This window comes from Marisediminitalea lipolytica, from assembly GCF_001758465.1.
GTDB classification, from domain to species: Bacteria; Pseudomonadota; Gammaproteobacteria; order Enterobacterales; family Alteromonadaceae; genus Alteromonas; species Alteromonas lipolytica.
On the sequence record NZ_MJIC01000010.1, the window covers coordinates 197,298 to 224,273 of the forward strand.

Genomic DNA, 26,976 nt, shown 5'->3' on the forward strand with positions numbered 1-26,976 from the left:
GATGAACATATTAACTATTGATACCGCTACCGAGGCCTGTTCGGTTGCGCTGGAGTTTAACCAGACCCTTTATACCCGCTACGAAGTTTGCCCACAACAGCACAGCCAGAAGATTTTGCCAATGGTTGATGCCGTTTTAAAGGAGGCCGGAGCCACCCTCGCGCAACTCGACGGGCTCGGATTTGGACGCGGCCCTGGCAGCTTTACTGGCGTGCGTATTGCAACAGGTATTATTCAAGGCCTGGCGCTGGGCAGCGAGTTGCCAGTGGTTGGTGTTAGTACGCTTGCGGCCATGGCCCAGCAGGTAATAGCGTCTGAAAATAGTGCTGAGGTTGCTGTTGCTATCGATGCTCGAATGGGCGAGGTCTATTTTGGTCATTACCGCAGTAATAACGGCGTTGCCGAATTAGTCGGCGAAGAGCAGGTGATTGCGCCAGAGCAGGTGGCTGAACAGTTGGATGTTGCAACTATGGCCATCGCGGGAACCGGTTGGAATGCCTATCCGGTGCTTACGGCTCTGCTTGGGCCAGAGCATAACGTGCGGGTGAGCTATCCTTATGCGCGTTTTATGTTGCCTCTGGCTGTTGCGCAGTTAAAAGCGGGGGCAGGCGTCAGCGCCGAGGCAGTGACGCCAGAATATCTGCGTAATACGGTAACCTGGAAAAAGCTGCCTGGCCGTTAAGGACAGTCGCGGATCGCTTAAATTGGCGTAAAACTTGCTGTGCTACAGGATTGAACACAATGTCAGAATAACGTCATTCAGCGGGCCAAAAAACAGCTATGGAAATTCGTCAGGGATTAATCACCCCCAATGTTGAAGGCAAGGCGCAACAGCCACGGCCGGTAGCGAAGCCTGGTACGGTTAAACCTGCAGACGGCGCTCAGCCGCTCTCTGTTGCTGAATTACAGCCGCGGGCCGGCAATGCCGAGTCTAAGGCCCGGGCGGACGCTTTTCGCCAATCAACAGGCTATGATAAACCGCAAGGGCCGGCTATTCTGGCTATCGAAGCTTACGGCAGTCATGAACGTGAAACTAAAAAAGCCGCAATAAGAGAAATGATGGGCGTCGATATTTACGCTTAACGCCCGGTATTTCCGGCTTTTTCTCAAAATTTCTACTTTTGCTTTAATTGGTTGATTCACGTCGATGAATACGCCTGAATTCAGTTGTCGTTCAGTTTACTCTTCTATAATCATACTAAGGCAGATTTTTTCATTCGCTCTACATTGCGGTGATCCGGCAATTAGTCGTGGCGAGTATGTATAATTAATGAAAGAATAGGTTTTTCCGCTGCACTTTTTACGTAACGCTAAAGCAAGGAACCATTATGTTATTTCGTGCATTCGTCGTGTTATTCGCACTTAGCTTATCCGCTTGTGCCATTGTTCCTGAGCCTATCCAGGTCGCAGAAAATACGCCATTAATTGGTTACAATAAGGCTGTAGTAGCCGGTGACGAGGTGTTAGGGCAGAAAGCCCGTTGGGGAGGGATTATTACGGATGTGCAAAACAAACCCGATAAAACACTGATTGAAATAGTGTATTTTCCGCTTAATCACTACGGCAAGCCGAACACCAGTGAAGACACCATCGGTCGATTTAAAGCCGTGATTAACAAATTTGTTGATCCGATCCTGTTTGAAAACGGTCGTACCGTGACATTTTTAGGTACGGTAGGGCAGCCCATTGCCGGCATGGTAGGCGAGCAGCCCTATATGTATCCCACGATAATGGTTGAAAACTACCATCTGTGGCGCAATCAGCAAGTTTACGATACCTCAACTCTCTTCTTTGATTATTACACTGGCTGGTACTCGCCCTTCTATCACCCGTACTGGCATCCTTATTGGCGGCCCTGGGGATTTGCGCCGCGGGTACGTGTTATTCGTACATCGAATAATCTGAACTGGAACGGCAGCAATAATGGGGCAAGCAAGCCGCCGTTATCGCCTAATTACACGCCAAGACCAGCACAGAATCCACGCAACAACAATTCAGGCAATCGCTCACTGCGCCGACATGAACCCTAGGCGGCAAATTCTGTCCGCGAATGGCAAAGAGATACCGGCGGCATGGCAAGTTCATGCCGCCGCTTGTCATAAACGTCATTAAAGCATCAACTTTTAGCTGAAGCGCTGCTACACTGCTGCTCATTGAATCGATTTTGATGGGCACAGACCAAAGGAGTTGTAATGCAAGAATGTGAATTTAAACTGTCTACCGGCACCTTACGCGGGCTCACTAATGGCCGCAGCGGCCCGCTGGTTCTGGCGTTACATGGTTTTCTCGATAACGCAGCCAGTATGGCTTGTCTGGCGCCCTACCTTGAACAGTTCCAGTTTATTGCTTTGGATTTACCCGGGCACGGCATGAGCGATCACCGGCCTAAAGGCGGCCAGTATAATCAAATGGATTATGTGCAGGATATTCACGAACTTGTAGTGAGTCAGGACTGGCAGGACATCATTATTGTTGGCCATTCCATGGGGGGGATTTTAGCCAGCTTATATGCAGCGGCATTCTCTGACTACGTTAAAGCCATTGCATTAATTGATGCTGGTGGTCCACTCACGCTACCTGCTGAAACCAGTGCAGAGCAGTTACGCGCCTCTATTCTTTCCCGCTTACCTAAAAACAAACCGCAATCCGGGGCAAAAGAGGTTGATTTGCAAGCCGCCATTGCTGCTCGCTGCAAGACTACCGATATTTTGCCTGAACACGCTCAAACCATTCTGCAGCGAAATATTTGTGTTCTGGAAAGTGGCGTTACTGGCTGGCGTAGTGATCCGCGTTTAAGAACCAAGTCATCCCTGCGATTAACCGAGGCACAGGCACAAAACCTGATGGAAGCAATTGAATGTCCGGTATGGATAGGCGGCGCATCAGATAGCTTTAAAGAAATGGAATCAACCTACGAAAAACGTAAAACCTGGTTGAAAAACAGTCGTTTTGAACTATTCTCAGGAGGACATCACTTCCATATGAGCAAACCTTCAGCGGTTTGCAAATCAATTTGTGAATTTGTTGAAGAAATGTAAACAACAGCGTTTATCTTTTGCTAATCATCCTATAGTATATGCAACACATCAGACCAGTGGTCTGGCATAGTAGTGGTTAATACAAAGAAAAAAGTCAAAGGACTTGGTTTGACAGGAGAGCTTGGTGGAAAAAATCTGGCTTAAGCATTATGACTCAAGAGTAACGCCAGAGATCGATCCCGATCGTTACGCGTCCATTACGGATATTCTTGATGAGTCAGTAGCAAAATACGGTGAGAATACTGCCTATATCAATATGGGCCAGAAAATGAGCTTTAACGAGCTCGACAGCTTGTCCCGGCAGTTCGCGGCTTATCTTCAGCACAACGGTTTTAAGGCCGGCGATGCTATTGCTATAATGATGCCCAATCTGCTGCAGTACCCGGTGGCGATGTTTGGTATTTTGCGTGCCGGTATGACCGTAGTTAACGTTAACCCGCTTTATACCGCCCGTGAATTAAAACATCAGCTCAACGACAGCCAGGCAAAAGCCATTATTATTGTGGATAATTTTGCCCATACACTGGATAAGGTCGTTGCTGAAACCGGCGTACAGCAAGTGCTGCTGACGTCCTTAGCCGATATGCTGCCAGCGCCAAAACGCTGGGTAGTCAACTTTGTGGTTAAGCACGTTAAAAAGATGGTGCCGGATTTCAAACTGCCGCAGGCTAAATCCCTGATGAAAGCTATAAAATCAGGCGAAAATCTCACCTACACGCGGCCCTCAATTAACGGTGAAGACCTGGCGTTTTTGCAATACACCGGTGGTACCACCGGGGTATCTAAAGGCGCTATGCTGACTCACCGCAACATGATTGCCAATCTCGAACAGGTGTCAGGCATTCTGGCAACCGTAATTACGCCCGGCAAAGATTTGGTAGTCACCGCACTGCCGCTTTATCATATTTTCGCATTGCTTGCTAACTGCTTGTTATTCTTAAAATTTGGCTGTCCAAATTTGCTAATAACCAATCCTCGGGATATGCCTGGTTTTGTTAAAGAGCTAAGTAAACATCCCTTTGCTATTTTACCGGGCGTAAATACGTTATTTAACGGCCTGCTTAATACGCCGGGTTTTAAGGACCTGGATTTTTCTCAGTTTAAGTTTGGTTTGGGCGGCGGCATGGCCGTGCAGCGCCCAGTAGCCGAAAAATGGCAACAGGTAACCGGCACAGTCTTGCTGGAAGGTTATGGATTAACAGAGTGTTCACCGGTAGTTGCGGTTAATCCGCCACAACTGGAAGCCTATAAAGGCGCTATTGGTCTGCCTGTGCCTTCAACTGACATTATGTTGGTTGATGACAACGGTAATGAAGTCGCCGAAGGGGAAGCCGGCGAAATGTTGGTTAAAGGTCCGCAGGTAATGAAAGGCTACTTCAACCGCCCCGAAGCTACCGACGAGATATTAAAAGACGGTTGGCTGGCTACGGGTGACATCGCAAAATGTGATGAGGAAGGATATTTCTACATTGTTGACCGGAAAAAGGATATGATTCTGGTATCCGGGTTTAATGTATTCCCGAATGAGATAGAAGAAGTCGCAGCGATGCACGAGGCTGTGCTTGAAGTCGCCGCCATTGGTGTCCCTCATGATGTCAGCGGGGAAGTGGTTAAACTGTTTATTGTCAGAAAAGACGATACCCTGACCGCTGAGGCCGTAATTTCACATTGTCGAACTCACCTGACCGGGTACAAGGTACCCAAGCATGTGGAGTTTAAGGATGAATTACCTAAAACCAATGTAGGCAAAATATTACGACGCGAGCTAAGAGATTAGCGGCGTCGTCAGGCCCTAATAAAAGAGAATAACCGGCCTTAGGCCGGTTTTTTGTTTATGGAATATATATATATACAGGATCAGGAAACGCTGGACCTTGTTTGTGCCAGAGCCGCCCGGCAGCCCGCCGTTGCGCTGGATACCGAATTTGTTCGCACTCGTACGCTGGCACCTGAATTAGGTTTGGTTCAGCTTTTTGATGGTCATCAGCTGGTGCTGATTGATCCGCTCGCCATTGACGATATGTCATCGTTAGTGCATCTGCTTACTAACCCGAACGTGATCAAGGTATTACATTCCTGTTCGGAAGATCTGGAAGCATTTCTGGCAACCTTTAACGAAGTGCCTGCTCCTATTTTTGATACGCAGTTTGCCGCCAGTTTGTTAGGCCTGGGGGTGACCATGGGGTATGGCAGGCTCATTGAAATGCTGTTAAATACGGAGCTTGAAAAAGGGGAATCACGAACCGATTGGTTGGCGCGTCCTTTGTCTGACAAGCAGTGTCGCTACGCCGCTGATGACGTACTGTACCTGTTGCCAGCATTCGAGCAGCTGTACAATATGGTGGAAGCTAAAGGTAAAACCGCATGGGTATTATCTGAATCTGCATGCCTGAGTGACAAGAAAAAAGCCAGTCTGCCTGAAGATTATGCCTACCTGACTATCAGTAACAACTGGCGCTTGTCCAGTCAGCAACTGACGGTCTTAAAATATCTGGCAGCCTGGCGGGTGCGCCGCGCAAAAGAGCGGAACATGGCACTTAATTTTGTGTTTAAGGAAGCCCACCTGTACGAACTGGCGCTGCGAATGCCACAATCAAAGTCGGCGCTGGCGCGTATTCACTGCCTCACGCCACAGGAGCGCAGGCTCAATCCGGATTTGTTGCTCAACCAAATTCATGCAGGCTTACAGGAATTTGAGCAAACACCACCGGCAGACCATATTCCCAGAGTGTTGAGACTGGTAGATTTTCCCGCGTATAAACAAACCCTCGCGCGATTTAAGCAGGCCGTTAGCGAAATGGCCGCTGAGTACGGGGTGGCAGAAGAGGTACTCGCCTCTAAAAAACAGCTTAATCAGCTGCTAAAATACTATTGGGCAGACATTGATGAATACCGCTTAATGGGATTGAAACCTGATGTCCTGACCGGATGGCGCGAACCCCTGTTTGCACCCATAGTTGAGACCATACTGAACAAAAACGAAAACTGAAAAAACATGTTGATTGCCGTATATAAAACCGCCAAAAAAGAGGGGATGTTTCTTTATGTTCCCAAAAAAGATGACTTTTCCGCCGTACCTGAAGCATTGATGAGCCGTTTTGGTCGTCCGCAACTGGTAATGATGTTACCGGTGCAGAAACGTGAGGTGTTAGGCGCTGTCGACAAACAAAAACTGATTGAGGCCATGGATGATCCGGGCTTTTATTTACAAATGCCGCCTAAGGAAGAAAACTGGCTGGAAGTTCATCGCGCTGAGCTTGGCCTGGCACCAATATCGCCTAAATCCTAGGGAGGGTAAGATGCGAAAGTTTGTCTCCCTGCTGCTGTGCTTCGTCGCGGTTTCTTTTACCGCAGTGGCGCAGCAAGCCGAACAACAGCAATTTGAACAATATAAAGAAACGCTTAAAGCCGAGGCCGTCGCCGCCGGCTTTGGCCGCCAGTTTGTTGAGAACGTGTTCGCGACCATTTATTATCGCGCGACGGTGGTCAAAGCCGACAAAAATCAGCCTGAAAGCAAAATTACCCTCGATAAATACCTCAAAACCCGGGTGCCGGACTGGAAAGTAACCCAAGCGGTAACCTTGCTCAACGAACACCATGCACTGCTGACTAAAATAGGTAAGGAATACGGTGTTCAGCCGCGCTTCATCGTCGCTTTGTGGGGCAATGAATCGAATTTTGGCCGTATTCAGGGTAGCTATCCGGTGCTGTCGGCGCTGGCCTCACTGGCATTTGAAGGGCGTAGAGAAGCCTTGTTTAAAAAACAGTTTATGGCGGCGCTGACAATATTGCAGGAAGGCCACATTATGCTGAAGGATTTTAATGGTTCCTGGGCTGGCGCCATGGGGCAAAGCCAGTTTATCCCTACCTCTTTCTTACAGTATGCGGTTGATTACGATGGTGACGGCCGAAAAGATATCTGGAATACCCCGGCTGACGTTTTCACATCCATCGCTAACTTTTTAGCTTCGGAAGGCTGGCAGGTAAATCAGACCTGGGGCCGGCAGGTTAGTGTTAAGGACGGTTTCAACTTTGAGCTTGCCGGATTAGCCAAAGCCAATTTTAAGCCCCTGACTTTTTGGCAGCAGCAAGGTGTCAGACGATTTAATGGTAAGGATTTGCCCGCGGTGGCTATTAATGCCTCACTGATCATGCCGGACGGCAAGGACGGGCGAATTTATCTGGTGTATCAGAATTTTCACACGCTGATGAAATGGAACCGGTCGAGCTATTTTGGCATTTCTGTAAGCTATCTTTCTGAACGAATTAAACAGGGTAAATAATGTATCAACATCAAAATGACTCCGGACAGGCTATCGATTTACCCGTGGGTAAAGTAGTTTGTGTCGGACGTAACTATCTTGATCACATTCAGGAATTAAACAACGAAGTGCCTTCTGAGCCACTGTTGTTTATGAAGCCGGCCACTGCGTTATGTGATGTTACATTGCCGGTGCATATTCCACTTGGTTTGGGTGAGTGTCATAACGAACTTGAAGTGGCATTGCTCATTGGCCAGCCGCTGAGCCAGTGCACAAGTACCGAAGCCGCCGCTGCAGCGATTTGGGGAATAGGATTGGCGCTTGATCTGACCCTTCGTGATGTCCAGCAACGCTTAAAAGACAAAGGGCAGCCCTGGGAACGAGCCAAGGCTTTTGATGGTGCTTGCCCGGTGAGTGGTTTCACGCCATTAACGGATCCGGCATTGCTATCAGGGCTGGAATTTGGCTTAACCATTAACGGTGAGACTCGCCAGCAAGGCAATACTAAAATGATGATGCGCGATGCGCTCAGCCTGCTTTGCGCAATTTCCGAGGTGTTTTCACTCCAACCGGGTGATATTGTGCTTACCGGTACGCCAAAAGGGGTTGGGCCCCTGCAACAGGGTGATAGTTTGCAACTGCAAATGGCCCCTTGGTTTGATATTTCGACCCGGGTGGGAGCGTAACGTGGAAGACCGTTTTTGGGAAACCAAGTCACTGGATGCCATGAGCCGCGAAGAGTGGGAAGCGCTGTGTGATGGCTGCGCCAAGTGTTGTTTGCATAAGTTTATTGATGATGACGGCAGTGAAGAACCCGCTCCGACCAACTATATGCAGGCTAACGAAGTTCTGCACTACACCAATATTGCCTGCGATTTACTGAACACCAAAACCTGCAGTTGCAGTCGCTATGCAGAGCGTCAGGAGTTAGTACCTGACTGCGTAAAACTTACGAAGGAAAACCTCAAAGACATCTTTTTTATGCCTACCAGCTGCACCTATCGCCGCTTACATGAGGGCAGGGGTATTCCATCCTGGCATCCTTTGCTAAACCGGGGGAAAAAATCCGCCATGCATAAGCAGGGCATGTCGGTGCGTGGTAAAACAATCCCCGAGTCACAGGCCGATCTAGATAACTTTGAGCAATACATTGCGATCTGGCCTCTGGAAGATTTAGATTAGCCCTGCGCCTTGAGCATCACCTTTCTTCGGCATCCGTTCACTGAGCGGTGCCGTCGTTCATCTGATTCACTGGTAAGCCGACAAGGAATTTGCTATCACTTTATAGCAAGCAAGGCAGGCTGTGCCCTTGTCGCAGCCTGCTTAAACATTCTTGCGAATGTGTTTAAGGATTAAACCCATGCCCTACAAAATTAACTTTTTCGCACCACCGGTAGATACCGATTACCGACTCAACTGGGAAAGCCTGCTCATCGAGCTTTCACTGGCCATTATTTGTACCACCATGGCATTCTACGGCTGGCACACAGGGATGCTGCTAATGGCCTATCCTGCCGGATTTGTGGCTGTTATGTGCTATGGCTCAGTAATTTATACCCTGATTTCTTTTGTTCGGGCAAAAATCAACTCCTGATAGTCCTCTGTGCCTAAAATCATATCCATTACAGCAAAGCCGAACGCTGTTAATGCGCATTGGCTGAGGGACTTTCTTTTATTTACCTGACTTGAGCTAAACTAATGGGTAATAAACAACTTTTATTAATTATCTACGCGCAAATGGTGCAGGAGAAATAGTTTATGGCAGTCGCATCTAATCCCGTTGTTCGTTGGTTTTTGGCTACAATTGCCGTTGTAATAATGGCTGGTTGCGCGTCTAATGGTACCACCATCGGGGATTTGCTAGGTGGTGGGCCATCGCCGCTACAGGGTGACCCCGCGAGAACGGGGTTAGTGCTAGTGGATGTGAAACTGATGCCACCTGAAGGCGAGATGTTTGACGGAGTATCAGGGTTGTCTGCGGCTTATCCTGTTCTGCAAAATATCCACGATAACACGACAATTAATTACACTGACGAGCGTTACGGACATATTTTGTTCTCTGATGTACCAGCCGGTGAATATCGTTTTGTTATGCAAAATGTCACACGGTATACCTTTGACTCTGACCAGTATTATGACAAAAAGCGCGACCGTAATCGTCAAAATTATAATTACCGGGCTGGCGAAGTCTGGCAGGACATAATCATAGTTAAAACTGGTGAGCCTGTTTATCGGGGGCAAATTGTCATTACCCCGGAGTCTGCCGAAATATTTGAGATTGGGATAGGTGACGCTTTCAGTGATGACGAAACACCTGAGCCGATTTCTCAAGTGCAGTTAAAAACAGACAGCGCTGCAGAAAAAGACAGTTGGAAAAACTACTTTTTAAAGGTCTATCGAAATTCAGTTTGGGGGCCCAGAGTGCAAAGCTATCTTGTTACCATTGAATAACGCATTCATTACAGCAGCAGGCTAAACAGCAGGGCATCCTGATTAAGAATACGGCGTTTGCACAGGGCTTCTTTCCGCGCACCAAGGGCCTGTGCCAGTTTAATACTGGCCTGGTTATCAGGCAGGGTGAAATATTCTATTCGGTTAAGGCCTAAGGGTTGTCTGGCTATCTCTATCAGGCGTTCACACAGTTTAACGGCCAGGCCACGTCCTCTGGCGGCAGGAACCAGCCACAGGCCTAAATTGGCATTCAAATGCACCGGGTGGATATAATTCAACAGACCCATGCCCAGGCACTGTTCATTCCACATGAGTAAGTAGGTAATCCCATAACCAATCTGACGCTGTTGCTCAAGCGTTGTGATTAGTGATTCTGCATGTCGAAGGGTTACCGGCGTTAAGCCTGGGCCCATGTACGGCTTAACACTGGATAATGCCAGCTTTCCTGCTTCAGATAACGGCAGGGCGTATTTGTGATGAGCGCGGATAATTTTGACTGGCCCGGCATCGGTGAAAATGGGAGCCAGTCTTACAGGAAGGGTAGTGAGGTCGATCAAAAGAGTTTCTTATCGATAACTCTGGCTAACAGGACTATAACGAGCACCGCAAAATAAGCGCCGAAAATGATCTGCATCCATTCGGCCATGCCCATCGACAAAAACTGCCAGCTGTTTTCCAGACAGTCACCACGGGCAGCAAAAATTTCCGGCAGCCACTCATGTAAAGGAGCCCATTCCGGAAAGTTAGGGAAAATTTCACAGGTACCAAAGAAGGGATCATCAGACTCTATAATTTCAATATGCTCAGACGCAATCATAAAACCGCGGACGGCGCTGTAGCCCCACAGGGCGTAGCCGCCTAACCGGGTAATCGGGTGATTGAACAGCAGCACCAGCAAGCCAGCCAGAACAATGCCCCACATGGCCGTACGCTGGTATATACACATAATACACGGCTGCAGCCCCATACCATGCTGAAAATACAACGCGGTCAGCTCTAGGGCAAACGAGGTTGCAAATAATACCAGCCAGGCAGATTTTTGTTCTGCCCAGCGGCTGAGTCCCTGAAAAATTCCCATTCCCTGATGGTCTCCTAGTGGCTTGGGGTAGCACCCGGAACACCGGTATGGTGTTCTATTAGATGCATATCATAAAGCCATTGTGTGACGTCTGCCAGACCCAGGTAAGTTGCTGCTAAACCAACAATTGCCAGCACGATAGTGTAAGGCAGGGCCATGTAAACCATGCGGCCATAAGATAATCTTAATAACGGTGCAATGGCAGAGGTTAGCAGGAACAGGAACGCTGCCTGACCATTTGGTGTCGCTACACTTGGCAGGTTAGTACCTGTGTTAATAGCTACCGCCAAGAGGTCAAACTGGTCGCGGGTGATATCACCATTGGCCAGCGCAGTGCTCACTTCGGTTATATACACCGAGCCCACAAACACGTTATCACTCACCATGGATAGTACCCCGTTGGCGAGATAAAACATCACCAGTTGGGTTGTTCCTTCAAAGCCCAGTACCCAGTGAATAACCGGTGCAAATAAGCCTTGGTCAATAATCACTGCTACTACGCCAAAGAAAACACAAAGCAAAGCGGTAAAGGGCAGGGCTTCTTCAAACGCCTTACCCAGAGCGTGTTCTTCGATAACGCCGCTCATGGAGGTTGCCAGAACAATAACCGACAAACCAATTAAGCCAACGGCCGCCATATGTGTTGCCAGGCCGACAACCAGCCAGATACCAATAAGTGCCTGCACACCAAGGCGGGCTTTGTCACGAACCGAACGCGCGCTGTCCATGGATTTATCGTAATCAACCAGAATCTGGCGTACTGCCCCTGGCAGCTTCGCGCCGTAACCAAAGGCTTTGGTTTTCTCCAGTAGTACGGTGGTAAGAATACCTAACAGGAATACTGGTACAGTAATAGGTGACATACGGATAAAGAACTCAACAAAGTTCCAGCCGGCTTTATCGGCAATGATCAGGTTTTGCGGTTCGCCTACCATAGTCATTACGCCACCCAGTGCTGTACCAACCGCAGAGTGCATCATGAGGTTGCGTAAGAAGGCACGGAAGTCGTCGAGATCATTGCTGCCGAAGTCTTTTACGCTGTCATCAGAGGTATGGTCGTGATCGTGGTGGAATTCTTTCCCCGACGCGACCTTGTGGTAAATGGTGTAGAAGCCCAGGCCAACAGCAATAATTACGGCGACCACGGTTAGCGCATCAAGGAAGGCTGATAAAAATGCCGAAGCAATAATAAACGCCAGAGACAGTACGGTTTTATTGCGTACCCGAATGACCAGCTTGGTAAACAAAAACAGCAGCAGGTCTTTCATAAAATAAATACCAGCCACCATAAACACCAGCAGTAACAGCACTTCGAGGTTTACCTCGATTTCGTGCATCATATGTTGTGGTGTTGTCATGCCTATGAAAAGCGCTTCAATTAGCAGCAGACCGCCGGGTTGTAGCGGGTAGCATTTGAGTGCCATAGCGAGCGTAAAGATAAACTCGACAATCAGTAACCAACCGGCCAGAAAGGGATCGAGCATAAAAATGAGTGGGTTAGCAATTAAAAAGCCAATAATGGTCTTTTTATACCAATCTGGCGCATGTCCCAGAAAATTCTTATAGATCGCCATGGTCATAGAGGTTTGCATGGAGTAATTTCCTTTTGTATCACAGGCTTAATTTGTTGTTCTCAATAAATAATAGACGAGATTTATAAAAATATGTCACTAAGTTAGTGACAGTTTTGTTGTGAATGTCTGTTTTTACGAGACTTTTCGTCTAAGTTTGCAAAGACTAACCGAAAATAATCCCGACAGGAAGTAGTAAAGCGACGTATGTCACACCATAAGCGCATAGCTGTTCGAAAATCAGCCTACCATGAAACTTATGTGTCAAAAGCCAGTTTGCGGTGATAAAAAAGGCCGTTGATTATAAGTTATTGTGCTGATTTGGTGGTTAAAACTGTTACACTTTACCGAATGAGTTTAAGTAAGTCCGGATTCGCAGGTAAGCGGCGATTTATTCATTGTGCATATGAAAATGCATCTGGTACAATCAGTTTGAAAATAAAAAGAACGTTCAGTGGCGAGCAATTATGATATACAAGGCACAAAGTCCGGCTGGTTTTGCCGAGGAATACATCGTAGAGTCAATCTGGAGCGGTCGTTTCCCTCCCGGCACCATTCTTCCCGCTGAACGGGAATTATCCGAACTTATCGGTGTTACCCGAACCACGTTACGCGAAGTGTTACAGCGTTTGGCCCGTGATGGCTGGTTAACCATTCAGCATGGCAAACCAACCAAAGTGAATAACTTCTGGGAAACCTGTGGCCTGAACATTCTCGAAACACTGGCGCGCCTTGACCAGGACGGTATTCCGGAACTGGTGGATAATCTGCTAGCCGCCCGAACTAACTTAAGCGCTGTTTTTATTCGCGGTGCGATTAAAAATAACCCGCAGGAATCTGCTGCCATTATTGCCCGATATAAAGATGTCGAAGAAGACGGCAAGGCATTTGCCCAATTTGACTATCAGCTTAACCATGATTTAGCGCTGGCCTCAGGTAATAATGTGTTTGTGCTGATGATGAACGGATTCCGTGGCCTGTATTCTCGCATCGGTGGTTTCTTCTTTTCTGATCAGCGTGCCCGTGATGTGGCAAAAGAGTTTTACGCCAAGCTGCAGGAAGTGGCCGAAAAAGGCGATTATAAAGCCGTTCCCGTAGTGGTGCGGCAGTACGGAGTCGCATCCGGCGAAGTCTGGAACGAAGTGCGCGATACCATGCCGCAGGATTTAGTTGATTAAGAGCCGTTTTCACGGCTCTTTATGTTTGCACTAAAACAATTCTCCATTCTTTTTGTTTTTAGTATGTGATTTCTAAATTCTCCTTTTACACTGAGTACAGATAGCAAAAGGAGACCAAATCATGGCAGCTAAAGACGATATCAAAAGCAAAATCAGCGAAGCTGAAGAATTCGCCCGTAAAATCTGGTTGGCAGGTTTAGGGGCATATGGCAAAAGCGTTGACGAAGCACAAGGCCAGTATGAAAAACTGACCAAAGATGCGAACAAGATGTTTGAAGAACTGGTGTCCAAAGGCGAGACGCTGGAATCTGAAGCCAAAGACAAATTTAAAGAAACCACCAGTGAAGTTGAAAGCCGCGTAGCGGACGTTCGTAAAAAGCTGGGTCTGGATACGGATGATACCGATCAGAAGATCGAAGAGCTTTCTGCCAAGGTCGACGCCCTTACAGAAGCGGTTGCTAAGCTGGCAGCAAATAAGTAATACCTGGACAGGCAGCATCTGCTGCCTGCATCAGCTAAGGAGTTACTATGTCAGATAAAAAACCGACATCGCCCATTTTGGGTTGGTTTGAGGCCGGGTTAGGCCTGTTTACCGAGCAGCTCAATGCCGCTAATCAGCAGGTACAGCAAAAAGTGGGCGAGTCGCAGAAAACGCTGGATGAACTGGCTTCACGCGGCGCCGAAGTAGAAGCGCAACTACGCAAGACAGTCGATCCATCTCAATGGTTAGAGCTGTGGCGGCAGTCGCCCCTGCACAACTGGATGCCTGCGTTTACAACACCCAAGCAAAAACGCGCGATGCAAATTGAAGCGCTGTCGACGAAAGTGGATTTGCTGGTAGAACAGGTGGCATTGCTGGCAGCAAAGCAAGCCGCCGCCAAGGCACAAGCCGAAGCAACAGCTAAAACGCCTGCGACCAAACGTGCAGCAAGCACTACCCGTAGCACGGCCAAAAAGCCAGCCGCTAAAGCAGCAACAACAAAGCCTGCAACCCCGAAGGCCGCCACAACGCGTAAACGCGCTCCGGCGAAGCCAAAGGATGATGCTGACAAGGCTGAATAGCCTGAATTAAACGAAACCAAAAAGCCCGGTGACTTGAAAAAGTACCGGGCTTTTTATTTACTCGGCCTTTTTCATCACCAGCCGCTCTGTAATAGAGTAGTGTTCATTTTTCTCTCAGAATAGTGAAATTTTGCCTGGATCTATTTTTGTTGCATGAAATGTATCTCAAGCAATCAATGTATCGGTATTGACTAACTCCCATCGTAACCAGAAAGCCAACCGCCTATTAAACTTTGGTTCTATTTGGCGGTTGAACAGTAATATAACGCTATACATGTCGTGCCTTGTTTGATTAACTAGAGCAAAATTTAACCAAACCTTTTCGTTTTGCCGAATATTCCAGTTTAGGTCTTAGAACATCGTTGCTCGATTGGTAGAGACTAAATGGTATCCAGGTTGTTGTGAGTTAAATAATGGAAGTGCCAGATTTAAATAGCTGCATGCGTAAAAATATTATTCTCATTATATGGGCGGCTTTGGGCTGTGTGTTTTGCGGTGAAGTGCGTGCTAATGCATCTGCATTAGCCGAATTTACCTATACCGTCGGCCAACTGCAATCTCGATGTGAAGTATTGAATGAGGTGTTAGTCGACGTAGACCGGAGTAAGCAACTGCTCGACAAGCGCATTGAATTACAACTATCGCCTGCTGACTCTGAACAACAAGATGCAATAAACTCACTGAAGGCTGTTCAGGCGAACCTTGCTATATTGGCAAAAAGTTTTAACCAGCGATACGAGCAATGTCAGTCAGCGTTAGAGCTCTCTGAAACCGAATTGGCAGATCAGGAATTTCGGCTAATTGACACGCGCTTCGCTGATAAAGTCGCTGCTATTACTACCCCTCGGGATATTACAGTTGAGCATCAGGAATATTGTAGTGCTGATGAGCGGAAAGTCCTGTGTCGTGCTCGCGGCGAACAAATTGCAAAACGCATTGCCGCTGAGCGAGGTGGTGAAATAGCGGTAAGTTCTGTTTCTAAAATGTCTGATTTTGAGATTGAGGAAGATTTAGTTATCTCTAAATCTGATTCAAAGTTAAGTGACATAGATATTAATACAGATTTCAATGAAACGGATTCTAATGAACGATATTGGATAATTGAGTTAACGACTTTAGTTGCCATTACGCCCAGAGAGACCTCATTGAAGGAGTTGAGAGACACGATTACCGATCAGGTACTTCTTGATTCAGGATTACAGGTCAAGCAGGCTTATCTTGCAAGTATGAAGACTGCGGCTGCATCGGACATTGATGGCTATCAGGATTTTTTGTCAATAAAAGCCCATATAAGCGCTTTGCTTTCTGCTCAGGTTGATGCTGCTACTCGGGCCATCAACAAACAGTTTTTCACGCAGGCGCAGTCTTTGCTGACAGCATTGACCTACGCTAACGTTGATGCCACTCGTTCCAATTACCAGCTCTTGATCAATGAACAGCCCGCGTTAGCGAGTTACCCGGTGTTTATCCAGCTGCAAAGAGAAATAGAAAGCACTGCCATCACCCGAGCTCAATATGACAGCACTGAAGCGCAGCTTAAGGCTTACTTAGAAAGTGGTATCACTGCGACAAAAACAGACGCATTTAGTCTGTATCACAAACTGATTGCACTTATTCCGCAACACACAAGAAACGCGAGTAATCTTCAACGATGCATACAAGCGATAACTAATACCTTTAACACTTTGTCTCTGAAAGACAGCCTTGAATTGACCAATATTGGCATTGACAAGTTAGGTATTCAGGAGCAGCTGGTAGAATATAAAGCAATGCTGCTGGGCAAAATAGAGGTGCAGAAAAAACTGGCACTCTACAGACAGCTATTCCTGAAGTCACTTAACCAGGAACGATATTTTGAACCCTTTGAAATTAGCGCGCTGTATTATCTGAACAAAATTGAAACCTTGGGTGTGGAAAATAACCAGTACCAGCAAACCAAATACTTATTACTTGAGTCAATCGACCGCTTCATAGAGGAAGACGGTAATCAAAGAACAACAGCACAACAAATTAATGTGTTGAGTAATCTGATTAACTTTTTTACTGACATTGATACCAGTTACATCGTGCTGCTCGATAGAAAACAACAGCACTTGCAGGAAGAAAAAAACAAAAAGAAAAAGCGCCCCATCGTTACTGGATTTTAAACTTTCTCAATTAAGGACAGAGGATTACGTATGATCAATAAGAACCTGGTAGCGTTATCTACAGCGCTTTTTGTTAGCGGTAGCCTCGCTGATGGCATCACGATTATTCCTAGTATGGAATTTGGCCAAACCCATTACTCACTGGGCTTTAAAGGTGACTTCCCGCTTCCCGTAGGCATTACAGAGGTGGACAATCAGTTTTCCGAGTCAGGAAGTGTTTATAAGTTCAACTTAACTTTTGCTTACAACAAAATATATCTTGATTTAAGTTCATCCGTTACTGCAGACATGCAGTTTGTACAGGTTGTCCCAGAAGTACCAGCGATTGAAAGCTGGGCCGGTGATCGAAAGGAATATACCGTCACTGCAGGCTACAGTATTTTTGAGAGCGGCTCAGTGTTTATTGGGTATCGCAAGGGGAAGCTTCAGTCTAAAGGTCTTGCGCCTACCAATGGTCTGGCACAATCTACATTCCTGTTTGAATCAGATGGCCCGTTTATTGGTGCCAACTATGGAATTATTGCTAACGAAGATGGCGTCCTGGCAGTAAACATCGCCTATGCCGATCTGGAAGCTTCGCTGGAAGAAACCATTTTTGGTTTTCCTATCCCAGCTACCGGGGGGGATGGCGATGGACTTAAGGCCGGAATTAGCTGGCGTGCGGAGCTTACTGACAATTTGCGTTACTCTGTGTCAGTTGACCGTTATCAGTACACAACTAACCTCAGTAATCAGTTAGGGGTTAATTCAAAAATGGTCGAAGAAGAATCAACAATAAAAGTTGGGATTTCATCCTCGTTTTAGAACATGTCGTCCATTTCATAGCAAACCAGTGCTTCCAAAGTAGGATGCACTGGTAAATGTCGTTTGATAGCAGGGAAAAGCCATCTTTGAGTAAACCTTACTGTTCACCTATCGATGCAACATATCAGTAACCGGAGCGGTATTAATCGGCTTTTTTCTTCGCTCTTTGGGTTCTTAGCGATTCGCTGTACTGTTTAGTCATCGCCTGAATTTTCGGCATGATGTCGCCCATCATGCCCTGAGTAATTTGCATGGATGCAGCAATCACTTCAGGCATTTTGCGTACCATTGCCTGACCGGTTTCAGACTGGTAAAAAGCCAGCATATCCTGTAATTCCTGCTCGGTGTAATGAGCCATGTACAGGTCGATCATCGGGTCGCGCAGCTTTTCCCAGCTCATTTCATCCCGCAAGAGTTGGTTAACGTTTTTCATGTGCTTTTCAAAACCTTCACGCTCTGCGTCTTTTATGTCTAATTGCCTGGACATGGATATCATCGCGACATCCATTTGATCGTACATGGTATTAACCATTTGATCGGCGCCAGAGGCCAGTAACAGTGCCTCAACGGTAGCGCGCTGGCCCGTTTCTGCCAGCGCGTTTGAGCTGATACACAACGAGGTGAAAAGTATAAGTAGTATTTTTCGCATGGGTTATTCCTTTAACGGGAGGGATTAATATTTTTGTATGTCATCGTAAAAGTGAAAGAACAGGACAACAGCGGCTTAACGCCAGTCGCCTTTGCCTTCCAGGTGACCATAGTCACCGCCGCTGATGATAAATTTTCCATCTGGCTTGAAGGTGGCGACTTTGCTTCCCCGGTACCATACGTCGCCATTTTTTTCGATTGAGCCTAGCGACCTGGCGCTGCTCCACACCTGACCGTCGTCTTCAAACCCGCCTTTAAAATTGCTTTTTACATAAATATCGCCGTCATCTTCAACCCAACCACCGGAGGTGCCACCAAACCAGACTTCGCCTTTGCGGGTGATTTCGCTGTACTTACTCCCATTAACGTAGATATGCAGGCTTTTGGGGTTATTCCGTTTGCGTGTAATCGGGTATTGAGCTGTAGTGTTGAGTGATGCAGGACTGTCAGCTGTGGCCGGTGGTTGCTGTTGCTCTTTAGTTGCAGCCGTTTGGCCGCTGACAGGCGATTTTTGGGGGTAGCCGGTTAACTGGCTGAACTTATCGCGGGCAGCGATAAACTCTGCCAGCTGTTGCTCCCGACCAGCTTTGTTATCAACGCCCGTGAGTTCGTCCAGTACCGATGCAATGTTAACGGCACTGACTGCGGTATCGAGAGTTTCCCCGGCATTCGCAAACGGGCTGCCTTCCATATTTAGCATCGCCTGAGCCGTACTTTCATCCAGTTGCGAGATAACCGGCGCGATGCCACTGGCCCGGGCGACCTGCGTTTCAACCTGAATATACAATTGCTGCACCTGAGCGATGGCCTGGTTAAACCAATCGTTGTTGATTTGTTGGTCAAAGAGGGCAACGTGAGACGGTGTTAATCTGCCTGCACTCACCGCTTCGCTGATGTAGCGGGCATCTTCGATGCGTGAGGTTTTAATCAACGCAAGATATTGATTCGACCATTGACTAGCCGTTTCAACGTCCGGATTTGACGATAATGTGATGAGGTTGTCAGGCTGATATTTAGCAATAATGGCCTGGTACAGCTTATCACCCTTGAGACTGTCGAGCTCGTTGGCAGAAGCGGTTACCGATAACATCAGGTACATCAGTAATTGTACGAACACTAAAGTAGTTTTTTTCATCTTTATGTTTTCCTTAACACTGGCAGATGGCGCCGTTTATCTATCCTGTCAGCCAAACCGGGCTGCTATTGTAAAGTTCAGTCTACCCCAGTAACAACTGCTGGTCGATAGGGATAAACGTGGTAGCCGATTTCATTAGTGATGCTGCCGTTAAGGCGGGTACACCATATACCTCCACCTTTTTGGTGTCGTCTTGTCTTAGTCTGTCACAGAGCAGACTAAAGTCGCCGTCGCCAGACACCAACACCAGGGTATCGGCCTCTTCTGCATAATCCATCATGTCGATAGTCAGGCCAACATCCCAATCGCCTTTGGCGGAGCCATCGGCACGTTGAATAAAGGGTTTGAGTTTTACCTCAAAACCAATGGCGCGCAGGATATTCTGAAATTCGTGTTGCTTGGTGTCACCGCGTTCGATGGCATAAGCAATAGCTTTAACGACTTTGCGATTAGCGGTGGCCCGCCGCCAGAACGCATTGTAATCAAAGTTTTTCTTATAGGTCTGTCGACTGGTGTAATACACGTTTTGTACGTCAACAAAAATGGCTACTTTTTCCATCGGTTACTCTTCTTTATTGCGGGTTACATTGTGCGGTTAATCCGCAATATTTTCTTTCAGTACTTTGGCTGGTACACCGCCTACAACAGTATTATCCGGCACGTCCTGGGTCACAACAGCGCCAGCGGCAACCACGGTATGTTCACCAATGGTGACGCCGGGTAAAATGGTGGCATCAGCGCCAATCCAGGCGTTCTTTTTAATAATCACTTTACCGGGTACCAGGGTTTTGCGCTCAGCCGGTGAGACAGGGTGGTTTTCTGACGTAATGTTTACACGAGGGCCAATCATCACTTCATCGTGGATCTCAATGCCGCCTAAATCCAGCATAGAACAGGCATGGTTTATAAATACCCCTTTGCCAAGGGTAATGTTTTTGCCGTGATTGGTGTAAAACGGAGGGTAAACCAGTGTGGTGTCGTCCAGCTTGCTGCCAATTACCTCAGCAAATAAATCACGCATTTCGGCAATTTCATGGGCCTGATTAAAGGCTTTAAGCGCAGCAAAGGCGTCGCTGGCAGCTTGAGTAAGCAGTGGCATATCCGGGTGCGAAATGGAAACAGCCTCTCCGGCGTGTAAGGCGTTAATAATGGCTGGGCGCTCAGTACTCATAGATTTACTCCAAACTAATACTTTGTGTGAAAGTGGCGCTGTTTTGTGGCGCTTCAAGCCAGGCTGAGACGAATAACCCCATCATCTGATAAACTACAGGTTAGTTCTGTGCTGCAGAATCGAGCTTTGCCTGGCGCTGATACAAAAAGAGCGGTAAACCCACCGATACGCCCACGCAAAGTGTGGCCACGATCCCCACCCAGTATTTTTGAATATTAAGGCGCTTGCCTTCCACCAGTATAAAAGTGAACAGTACGAGTGCTGATACCACTACATCAAAAGCGAAAAAGCGACTGACAGGTGTCGCTAACAGTTGTTTAAAGAATAGCGGGATATCAAGGCCATTGGCGAGCAGCCAGGGAATAAACTGAGACAGGGGTAATGCCGCGCCAACAATCGTTAAAATCAGGTAGATGTGTTTGAGTGACAATGGCTTATCCTTGAGAGCAATCTTTCCTGGTGGATGTTACTCCATAATACCCTCTGGCACGTGGTCGAACAATCGCGCCTCGCGAGCTTTTAACGCCCGTAACCGACTGCGCAGGGTTTCACTGATTTTGGTGTTGCGTTCAATTACGTCCAGTTGTGGCCAGGTGGCCCGTTCCCCGCTGCTGATTAGCTCCTGAATACTTTCAAGGGTGGGGTTGGCGGCAACCTGCATTAAATTGCGCAACTGCTTTTGCGGCAGAATATTAATATTGCCAACATATTGCTGGTCGATCACCGAGCGCACTTTATGGATAGCCAGTTTGCTGCTGCGGTTGGGCATCAGGTGCTCCATGATGTCAAATGCATAAATGCTGTTGGCCTTGGCCAGTTGGCGTATATGACGGAATGTCATACTCGACAACGTTTTGGCCTGGGTGCGCGAGCCTGATAAAAAGGGCACGGCCAGCGGGTTGGTCTGGCTTACGATACTATGATTTACGCCATATAAACGGGCCAGCCGCTCAAAGGGCAAGTCTGCCATGATTGAACCATCGGCAAAGCGCCGGTTAGGTATGTACGGCACAATATCGCCACTAGCGGTTTTGGCTTTAAGCTGAACCGAAGTAAACAGCAGCGGCACCGCACAGGATGCTCTGATGGCCTGCATAATCAGTGCATTGGGTGAGGTCTTGGCATTTAACAAGCGGGAGTACTGATGTAAATCTGCCGGGGAAACGGTAACCGTAATATGTCGCCCGGTTTTTTTATAGGCTTCCTCAAAGGTGGTCAGGTCGAATAACGTGATCAGGGTGTTTTCCAGCGCGCGCGAGTCCAGCAGGCTTTTGCGGCCCAGGCCTCCCCATAAGCGCCAATTCTGAAAATGCTCAAAAATAAATTCGGCACTTAAGGCTTCAAGCAATTCACCGTGGGTGCGGGTACCCAGCATACCGGCGATAATTGAACCGGCACTGGCACCAGAAATTACCGTGGGTAACAGGTTTTGTTCGTTGAGGGATTTCACCACACCGCAATGGAAGAAGCCCAGTCCGGCGCCGCCGGATAGCATCAGGCAACTGCGCCCAAAGGCATGGGCGGTTTCTTCAAAAAACGACAGTTTGTCGTAAAAGTCGATATGGGCTTCGTCGGCGTGATAAATCTGTTCCAGCGCACTGACCACCTGAGTGATAAATTCTTCAATCAGATGCTTAGTACCAATTTTACAATGCCCCAAAAGCTCCGGGTTGGCGATGTTGCCCAAATTGCCGTGCAGGCCTTCGTGTAATATCGACATCAGGCCGCTGATATTGTTCTGACTCTGGGCAAATTTAATGCGCTGTACCCGTTTTCTGATCAGGCGGTAATCATATAAGCGGCAGGGATCCTTGGCTTTCCAGTCATTAGCACCAGAGAGGTCATCGTGGGCTTCACAGGCTTCTTTATATTGCTGATAGCTACCGGCGTGCTCAATGGCTCGCTCTAACTGGCCTAATTGTGATTGAAACAACGTCATACTTCCCCCGGCACCGTGTTCATGAGTTTCCGGAATGGTGGTTCCGGCATTCGCGCCTATACTGGCAGTGTAGAGCGAACAATTAGAATCGGCTAACTAATTTCTCAGACCACAAAAACCGGCAAGGGTTTGATCTTTCGCTATCTATAAGCAAAGTTAATTTGACCAATACCCGGCCACAAAGTAGCCTGAACAGTGACAATGATAACAATAGCCTTGTAGCACCAACATGGAATGGAATGTACAAACCCTTAGTTTGCTGTCGATCCCGCTAATCAGCGCAATAGTGGGATGGGGGACTAACTATCTGGCGGTTAAAATGATGTTTTATCCCCTCAAGTTTGTGGGGATCCCGCCTGTGTTTGGCTGGCAGGGCCTGATCCCGGCCAAACGCCGGCAAATGGCAGAAATCGAAGTGGAGTTGGTGCTGGGCAAATTGCTGAGCGTGGAAGAACTCGCCGGCCGCCTTGAACCTGAAGCGCTCACCAAGGCTATCGAACACCGCCTGAATCAGGTGGTGCGTAAAATCGTTAATGAAGTCATGGAAGAATCCGCCCCCCAGCTATGGGCTGCATTGCCTGTTCAGGGCAAAAACCTGGTGTATCGCCGCATCGAAGACGACATTCCCTATGTGGTTACCAAAATGGTGGAAGACTTCCAGCACAACGTTAACGAAATTCTCGACATTAAAGAGCTGGTGGTTGAACAACTGGTGAATTCCCCCGAGTTGATTAACGAAATTTTCCTGCGTTCCGGTGAACGGGAATTCCCGTTTATTGTTCGGTCTGGTTTTTATTTTGGTTTCTTATTCGGTTTACCTACCATGGCGCTGTGGTACCTGTACCAGGCCTGGTGGATATTACCGCTTGGCGGTTTACTGGTGGGCTATGCAACTAACTGGATAGCGATAAAGATTATCTTTGAGCCTAAACGCCCCATTCGGTTTATGGGCTTTACTATTCAGGGCATGTTCTTAAAGCGCCAGGTAGAAGTTTCCCGGGTGTATGCCGATATTATCGAAACCAAACTGATTAACTCCAAAAATATTACGCATATGATTCTGCACGGGTCGGGCTCGGCGCAGTTACTGGAGCTTATAGAGCTGCATGTGAACGACGCCATCGAGCGCTATGTGGCCATTGCACAGCCTTATTTTGCCCTGGGTGTGGGCTCAGAAAACTACTTCAAAATGAAATCCATGGCGGTTAAGCGCCTGTTTGAGGATACCGATAAATACCTGCTTTACGCCTTTGACTATGCTAATCAGGCGTTACGGGTGGGCGATGATTTATGCGAGCGGCTGCGGGCGCTAAGCAGCGAAGAATTTGAGGGCGTGTTAAGACCGGCCTATCAGCAGGATGAATGGAAGCTGATTATCACCGGCGCACTGCTTGGAATGGCGGCCGGTGTGGCGCAACTTTATCTGTTAATGATGGGCTAGGGCACAACTGGTTATGGCAAGTAAAACGGCAGAGCGGATCCTGGCCACCGCACTCACCCTGTTTAATGAGCAGGGCGAAAACAGTGTTACGTCGGTGGATATTGCCATGGAGCTGGATATTAGTCCGGGAAATTTGTACTACCATTTTAAAGGTAAAGAGCAAATTATTGACGGGCTGCTGCATTGGTATACCGAAGTCATGCAAACCCTGTTACGTCCGGCCACGCTGGAAAAAGTGCAGGCCGAGGACTTCTTTTATTTTTTGGCCATCGTGCTGGATAAACAGCAGTTGTTTCGGTTTATGTATCGAAGTCCGGCCGATTTAGCCGAAAAATACCCTAAGGTGAAGCACTGGCACAAACAGCAATTACGCCACCTTGAATCGAGTTTACGGGAATTGTTACAGAACTTCGCCACACAACAACAGCTACTGGCCAGCGCCGCCGAACAGCGCCTGATGGTGGATTTAATTATGATGATTTTAACCCAGTCCAATCAGTATGATGATTTACGCAGTAACGACGATCCCCAGGCGCAGAAATTCCATGCGCTGAGTCTGATCATGACAGCGTTACTGCCGCGTTTTACGCTTGCCGAGCAAACCGTCGGGCAATTGCGTAAAGCCATAGAGCATCATTCTATGGCCAACCTCACGGTACAGGGCAGCTGATGAGCCAGAAGCTGTCATTTTTAGACCGCTCTTTCTGGATCACCGAGTCCAGAGCCAACCCCAAACATGTGGGTTGCCTGCAGTTGCTGGAAATGCCAGAAGGGAGCGAGCCAAAAACCTATGTAACCGCGCTGCATGAAGAAATGCAGGGCTTCGCCCGGGCGTGCCCGCCATTTAACTGCCGGGTAAAGGCGGTATTTATCTGGCCACTGGGCTTACAGCCGGTTAAGCACATGTACATGGATTATCACGTGCAATGCCATCAGGTGGAGGATGTGCACGACAGAGTGGCACTGGATGATTTTGTTGCCCGCATGCACGAAACCCGGCTCGACCCGGATAAGCCGTTATGGCAGTACCATTTTCTGTATTCGCCTAAGCAGCGTACGTTTGCCATTTATGCCCGGGTGCACCACATGTATGGCGATGGTGCAACGCTGGTTCGCTGGTTCCAGGCGGGCTATCTGGATGATGCCCAAACGGAAGGCTTTGTGCCGGTATGGGCCATAAAGCGCTTGCGCCAGCAAAAAAGAAAGCACTATAAACCCATGAAACGCTTTTGGGTAAACGTGTGGGAAACCTTGCTCACCGGTAAGGATTTAGCGGTGATATTTACCCGTTTGTTGCTGCGACTGGTACGGATTAACCGCCATTATATGCCGGTGCCCTTTACCGGTACCCGCACAGTGCTGACAGGCCAGGTAAAATCGGGCAGGGCAGTCGCTACCTTTGATCTGGAATTTGCCCGGGTACAGGCATTAGCCAAACGCACCCGTGCCTCGGCCAACGAAGTGCTGTTAACGGCCTTTGATATTGGCGTGCACCGCCTGTTGCAGGATCATGGCCATGTATTTACCCGCGCACTGTATACCAACATGCCCATTAACCTGCGCAAACCCGGCGAGAAAACCACCGGCAACCGTATTGCCATTGTGCCGGTGCAACTGGCCCATGACGAAAGCGACCCTTATTTGCGCCTGCGGCAGATTATTTATCATCACCGCATTGTAAAACAGGCCGCCCAGCGTGCCCGGCCATCGGCCTTTAGCGGCTATACCATTGTTATTCAGGCCGTCGCACTGGTATTTGAATGGCTGCATATTTCCGATTGGGTAAAACCCATTGCCAATGTGCTGGTGTCGAATATTCCCGGACCAAAACACCAGAAGTACTTTAAAGACAGTAAACTGCTGGCTTGTTATCCCATTTCTACCCAAACGCCCGGTGGCGGCGTGAATATTACCTTGATGACCTACAACGGCGTAGCTAATATTGGCATGGTGTGCTGTAACCAGCATATTTACTCATTGCAGCCACTGGCCGATTATTGTCGCGAAGCCTTTGATATGCTGGAAGCCAGTATCGACGATCCGAGTCTGAGTATCGATGATATTGGTGAGCACAGCGATGAGGTGCCACTTTCCATTGTCAGCGATCACTAGTAGCATTGCCGCTCCTGTTTTACTGAGGTATTGCCATGTGGCGTTGTCCCCTTTGTCAGCAACCATTACACCAATCCGAGCGCACCTGGCGCTGTGAGAATCGTCATGCCTTTGATGAAGCCAAATCGGGTTACCTGAATCTGCTGCCGGTTCAGCAAAAAAAGTCTAAACAGCCCGGTGATGATAAAACCATGTTGAATGCCCGCCGCAGCTTTCACGACGCTAAAGGCTATGCGCCACTCATGGCTGCGCTGGTGGAGATCATTGCCGAACACATGCCAGCGGATCAAGCGTTAACCGTGTTTGATGCCGGCTGCGGCGAGGGCAGTTACTTAGGCTATATTGCTGACGCGTTAACTGAGTGTGGGCGAGCTGTGCAGGCATCAGGTAGTGATATTGCCAAACATGCGGTGGATTTAGCGGCAAAACGGTATAAAAACTGCTTTTTTGCGGTGGCCAGCAGCGTTAATTTACCCTTAGCTGATGCGTCACAAAATGTGATGCTGCAGGTATTCGCCCCCGGCAGTGACAGCGAATACGAAAGGCTGATTGCTCCCGGCGGATTACTGATTAAGGTGGACCCGGCCCAGCAGCATCTGTGGTCTATTAAACAGGCCATTTATGATAACCCCCGCGAACATGAGGTAAATTTCGCTGAAAAGCCCGGTTTTACGCGGCTTACCGAGCAACGGGTGAGCTTTACCGTAGACCTGAGCGACGATCAAACCCGCCAGGCTTTGCTTGAAATGACACCTTATTACTGGCGACTCCCTAGAGATAAAGCGGATGACGTGTTTGCGGATATTACCCGGGTCGAAGCTGACTTTGCGGTGCATGTTTGGCAGCGCACACACAGTTAAGCCGCTTTTTTAGTCTATTTGTGTATTGAGTAATTATTCAACAGGCCACATAGTAGTGAGATGCCACCCGATTGTTAAG

Annotated in this window: 30 protein-coding genes; 21 read left to right on the top strand and 9 right to left on the bottom strand. The window is 48.1% G+C overall.

Going from position 1 to position 26,976, the window contains the following annotated elements; translation table 11 throughout:
* Position 1: 1 nt before the first annotated feature.
* The 12 genes from tsaB (at position 2) to BFC17_RS06440 (ending at position 9,751) form a co-directional block, all read left to right on the top strand.
* Entirely contained in the window at positions 2-682 is a 681-nt protein-coding gene (gene tsaB / locus BFC17_RS06385; protein ID WP_070175624.1) for a tRNA (adenosine(37)-N6)-threonylcarbamoyltransferase complex dimerization subunit type 1 TsaB, read from the top strand.
* Positions 683-780: 98 nt separating this feature from the next.
* On the top strand, positions 781-1,083 hold the full coding sequence (locus BFC17_RS06390; protein ID WP_070175625.1) for a hypothetical protein: 303 nt from the start codon (positions 781-783) through the stop codon (positions 1,081-1,083).
* 245 nt (positions 1,084-1,328) lie between these two features.
* The gene (locus BFC17_RS06395; protein ID WP_070175626.1) at positions 1,329-2,030 is read left to right on the top strand and encodes a Slp family lipoprotein; all 702 of its coding nucleotides are present in this window, start codon (positions 1,329-1,331) and stop codon (positions 2,028-2,030) included.
* A 162-nt stretch (positions 2,031-2,192) separates the two neighbouring features.
* Positions 2,193-3,038, top strand: a complete 846-nt coding sequence (locus tag BFC17_RS06400; protein ID WP_070175627.1) for an alpha/beta fold hydrolase — start codon at positions 2,193-2,195, stop codon at positions 3,036-3,038.
* A gap of 124 nt (positions 3,039-3,162) precedes the next feature.
* Positions 3,163-4,815 carry a long-chain-fatty-acid--CoA ligase FadD gene (fadD, locus tag BFC17_RS06405; protein ID WP_070175628.1) on the top strand — a complete coding sequence of 551 codons (1,653 nt, stop codon included), beginning with the start codon at positions 3,163-3,165 and terminating at the stop codon, positions 4,813-4,815.
* A gap of 57 nt (positions 4,816-4,872) precedes the next feature.
* A complete protein-coding gene (rnd, locus tag BFC17_RS06410; protein WP_070175629.1) occupies positions 4,873-6,027 on the top strand; it encodes a ribonuclease D in 1,155 nt (384 codons plus the stop codon).
* A 6-nt stretch (positions 6,028-6,033) separates the two neighbouring features.
* Entirely contained in the window at positions 6,034-6,327 is a 294-nt protein-coding gene (locus BFC17_RS06415) for a YcgL domain-containing protein (RefSeq protein ID WP_070175630.1), read from the top strand.
* A 10-nt stretch (positions 6,328-6,337) separates the two neighbouring features.
* Positions 6,338-7,321, top strand: a complete 984-nt coding sequence (locus BFC17_RS06420; RefSeq protein ID WP_070175631.1) for a lytic murein transglycosylase — start codon at positions 6,338-6,340, stop codon at positions 7,319-7,321.
* The gene (locus BFC17_RS06425; RefSeq protein WP_070175632.1) at positions 7,321-7,986 is read left to right on the top strand and encodes a fumarylacetoacetate hydrolase family protein; all 666 of its coding nucleotides are present in this window, start codon (positions 7,321-7,323) and stop codon (positions 7,984-7,986) included. Before BFC17_RS06420 ends, BFC17_RS06425 begins: the two co-directional genes overlap by 1 nt.
* A gap of 1 nt (position 7,987) precedes the next feature.
* Positions 7,988-8,482 carry a YcgN family cysteine cluster protein gene (locus BFC17_RS06430; protein WP_083271618.1) on the top strand — a complete coding sequence of 165 codons (495 nt, stop codon included), beginning with the start codon at positions 7,988-7,990 and terminating at the stop codon, positions 8,480-8,482.
* A 178-nt stretch (positions 8,483-8,660) separates the two neighbouring features.
* Positions 8,661-8,894 (top strand): hypothetical protein, encoded by a 234-nt coding sequence (locus BFC17_RS06435; RefSeq protein ID WP_070175633.1) that lies wholly within the window; start codon positions 8,661-8,663, stop codon positions 8,892-8,894.
* A gap of 164 nt (positions 8,895-9,058) precedes the next feature.
* Positions 9,059-9,751, top strand: a complete 693-nt coding sequence (locus tag BFC17_RS06440) for a hypothetical protein (protein WP_070175634.1) — start codon at positions 9,059-9,061, stop codon at positions 9,749-9,751.
* 8 nt (positions 9,752-9,759) lie between these two features.
* Here BFC17_RS06440 and BFC17_RS06445 read toward each other — a convergent pair whose 3' ends face one another.
* Genes BFC17_RS06445 through nhaB form a run of 3 tightly spaced genes read right to left on the bottom strand, consistent with a single transcriptional unit; the run spans position 9,760 to position 12,421 of the window.
* Positions 9,760-10,308, bottom strand: a complete 549-nt coding sequence (locus BFC17_RS06445; protein WP_070175635.1) for a GNAT family N-acetyltransferase — start codon at positions 10,306-10,308, stop codon at positions 9,760-9,762.
* Entirely contained in the window at positions 10,305-10,829 is a 525-nt protein-coding gene (gene dsbB, locus BFC17_RS06450; RefSeq protein WP_070175636.1) for a disulfide bond formation protein DsbB, read from the bottom strand. The genes BFC17_RS06445 and dsbB overlap by 4 nt, the downstream gene beginning before the upstream one ends.
* Before the next feature lie 14 nt (positions 10,830-10,843).
* Positions 10,844-12,421: a sodium/proton antiporter NhaB gene (gene nhaB, locus BFC17_RS06455; RefSeq protein WP_070175637.1), complete on the bottom strand. Its 1,578-nt coding sequence runs from the start codon at positions 12,419-12,421 to the stop codon at positions 10,844-10,846.
* A 446-nt stretch (positions 12,422-12,867) separates the two neighbouring features.
* On the opposite strand from nhaB, the gene fadR reads away from it, so the two are divergent.
* The 5 genes from fadR to BFC17_RS06480 all read left to right on the top strand — a co-directional run bounded on the left by fadR (position 12,868) and on the right by BFC17_RS06480 (position 17,591).
* Positions 12,868-13,578: a fatty acid metabolism transcriptional regulator FadR gene (gene fadR, locus BFC17_RS06460; protein ID WP_070175638.1), complete on the top strand. Its 711-nt coding sequence runs from the start codon at positions 12,868-12,870 to the stop codon at positions 13,576-13,578.
* Between the two features lie 121 nt (positions 13,579-13,699).
* On the top strand, positions 13,700-14,059 hold the full coding sequence (locus BFC17_RS06465) for a phasin-related domain-containing protein (protein ID WP_070175639.1): 360 nt from the start codon (positions 13,700-13,702) through the stop codon (positions 14,057-14,059).
* Between the two features lie 47 nt (positions 14,060-14,106).
* Positions 14,107-14,640 carry a hypothetical protein gene (locus tag BFC17_RS06470; protein WP_070175640.1) on the top strand — a complete coding sequence of 178 codons (534 nt, stop codon included), beginning with the start codon at positions 14,107-14,109 and terminating at the stop codon, positions 14,638-14,640.
* 413 nt (positions 14,641-15,053) lie between these two features.
* A complete protein-coding gene (locus tag BFC17_RS06475; protein ID WP_070175641.1) occupies positions 15,054-16,787 on the top strand; it encodes a hypothetical protein in 1,734 nt (577 codons plus the stop codon).
* A gap of 30 nt (positions 16,788-16,817) precedes the next feature.
* The gene (locus BFC17_RS06480) at positions 16,818-17,591 is read left to right on the top strand and encodes a hypothetical protein (RefSeq protein ID WP_070175642.1); all 774 of its coding nucleotides are present in this window, start codon (positions 16,818-16,820) and stop codon (positions 17,589-17,591) included.
* A gap of 142 nt (positions 17,592-17,733) precedes the next feature.
* On the opposite strand, the gene BFC17_RS06485 is transcribed toward BFC17_RS06480, so the two are convergent.
* The 6 genes from BFC17_RS06485 to BFC17_RS06510 all read right to left on the bottom strand — a co-directional run bounded on the left by BFC17_RS06485 (position 17,734) and on the right by BFC17_RS06510 (position 22,484).
* Entirely contained in the window at positions 17,734-18,240 is a 507-nt protein-coding gene (locus BFC17_RS06485; RefSeq protein WP_070175643.1) for a DUF2059 domain-containing protein, read from the bottom strand.
* A 75-nt stretch (positions 18,241-18,315) separates the two neighbouring features.
* A complete protein-coding gene (locus BFC17_RS06490; protein ID WP_070175644.1) occupies positions 18,316-19,374 on the bottom strand; it encodes a hypothetical protein in 1,059 nt (352 codons plus the stop codon).
* Positions 19,375-19,456: 82 nt separating this feature from the next.
* Positions 19,457-19,933: a LabA-like NYN domain-containing protein gene (locus BFC17_RS06495; protein ID WP_070175645.1), complete on the bottom strand. Its 477-nt coding sequence runs from the start codon at positions 19,931-19,933 to the stop codon at positions 19,457-19,459.
* Between the two features lie 36 nt (positions 19,934-19,969).
* Positions 19,970-20,545: a sugar O-acetyltransferase gene (locus BFC17_RS06500; RefSeq protein ID WP_070175646.1), complete on the bottom strand. Its 576-nt coding sequence runs from the start codon at positions 20,543-20,545 to the stop codon at positions 19,970-19,972.
* Between the two features lie 100 nt (positions 20,546-20,645).
* Entirely contained in the window at positions 20,646-20,975 is a 330-nt protein-coding gene (locus BFC17_RS06505; RefSeq protein ID WP_070175647.1) for a DUF2834 domain-containing protein, read from the bottom strand.
* Between the two features lie 36 nt (positions 20,976-21,011).
* Positions 21,012-22,484, bottom strand: a complete 1,473-nt coding sequence (locus tag BFC17_RS06510) for a DUF3336 domain-containing protein (RefSeq protein WP_070175648.1) — start codon at positions 22,482-22,484, stop codon at positions 21,012-21,014.
* Positions 22,485-22,713: 229 nt separating this feature from the next.
* On the opposite strand from BFC17_RS06510, the gene BFC17_RS06515 reads away from it, so the two are divergent.
* The 4 genes from BFC17_RS06515 to BFC17_RS06530 are packed head-to-tail and all read left to right on the top strand — an operon-like array spanning position 22,714 to position 26,897.
* The gene (locus BFC17_RS06515; protein WP_070175649.1) at positions 22,714-23,925 is read left to right on the top strand and encodes a DUF445 domain-containing protein; all 1,212 of its coding nucleotides are present in this window, start codon (positions 22,714-22,716) and stop codon (positions 23,923-23,925) included.
* A gap of 13 nt (positions 23,926-23,938) precedes the next feature.
* A complete protein-coding gene (locus BFC17_RS06520) occupies positions 23,939-24,595 on the top strand; it encodes a TetR/AcrR family transcriptional regulator (RefSeq protein WP_070175650.1) in 657 nt (218 codons plus the stop codon).
* Positions 24,595-26,037, top strand: coding sequence for a wax ester/triacylglycerol synthase domain-containing protein (locus BFC17_RS06525; RefSeq protein WP_070175651.1), 1,443 nt, complete (start codon positions 24,595-24,597; stop codon positions 26,035-26,037). The genes BFC17_RS06520 and BFC17_RS06525 overlap by 1 nt, the downstream gene beginning before the upstream one ends.
* Positions 26,038-26,072: 35 nt before the next feature.
* A complete protein-coding gene (locus BFC17_RS06530) occupies positions 26,073-26,897 on the top strand; it encodes a putative RNA methyltransferase (RefSeq protein ID WP_070175652.1) in 825 nt (274 codons plus the stop codon).
* The last annotated feature ends 79 nt before the right edge of the window (positions 26,898-26,976 follow it).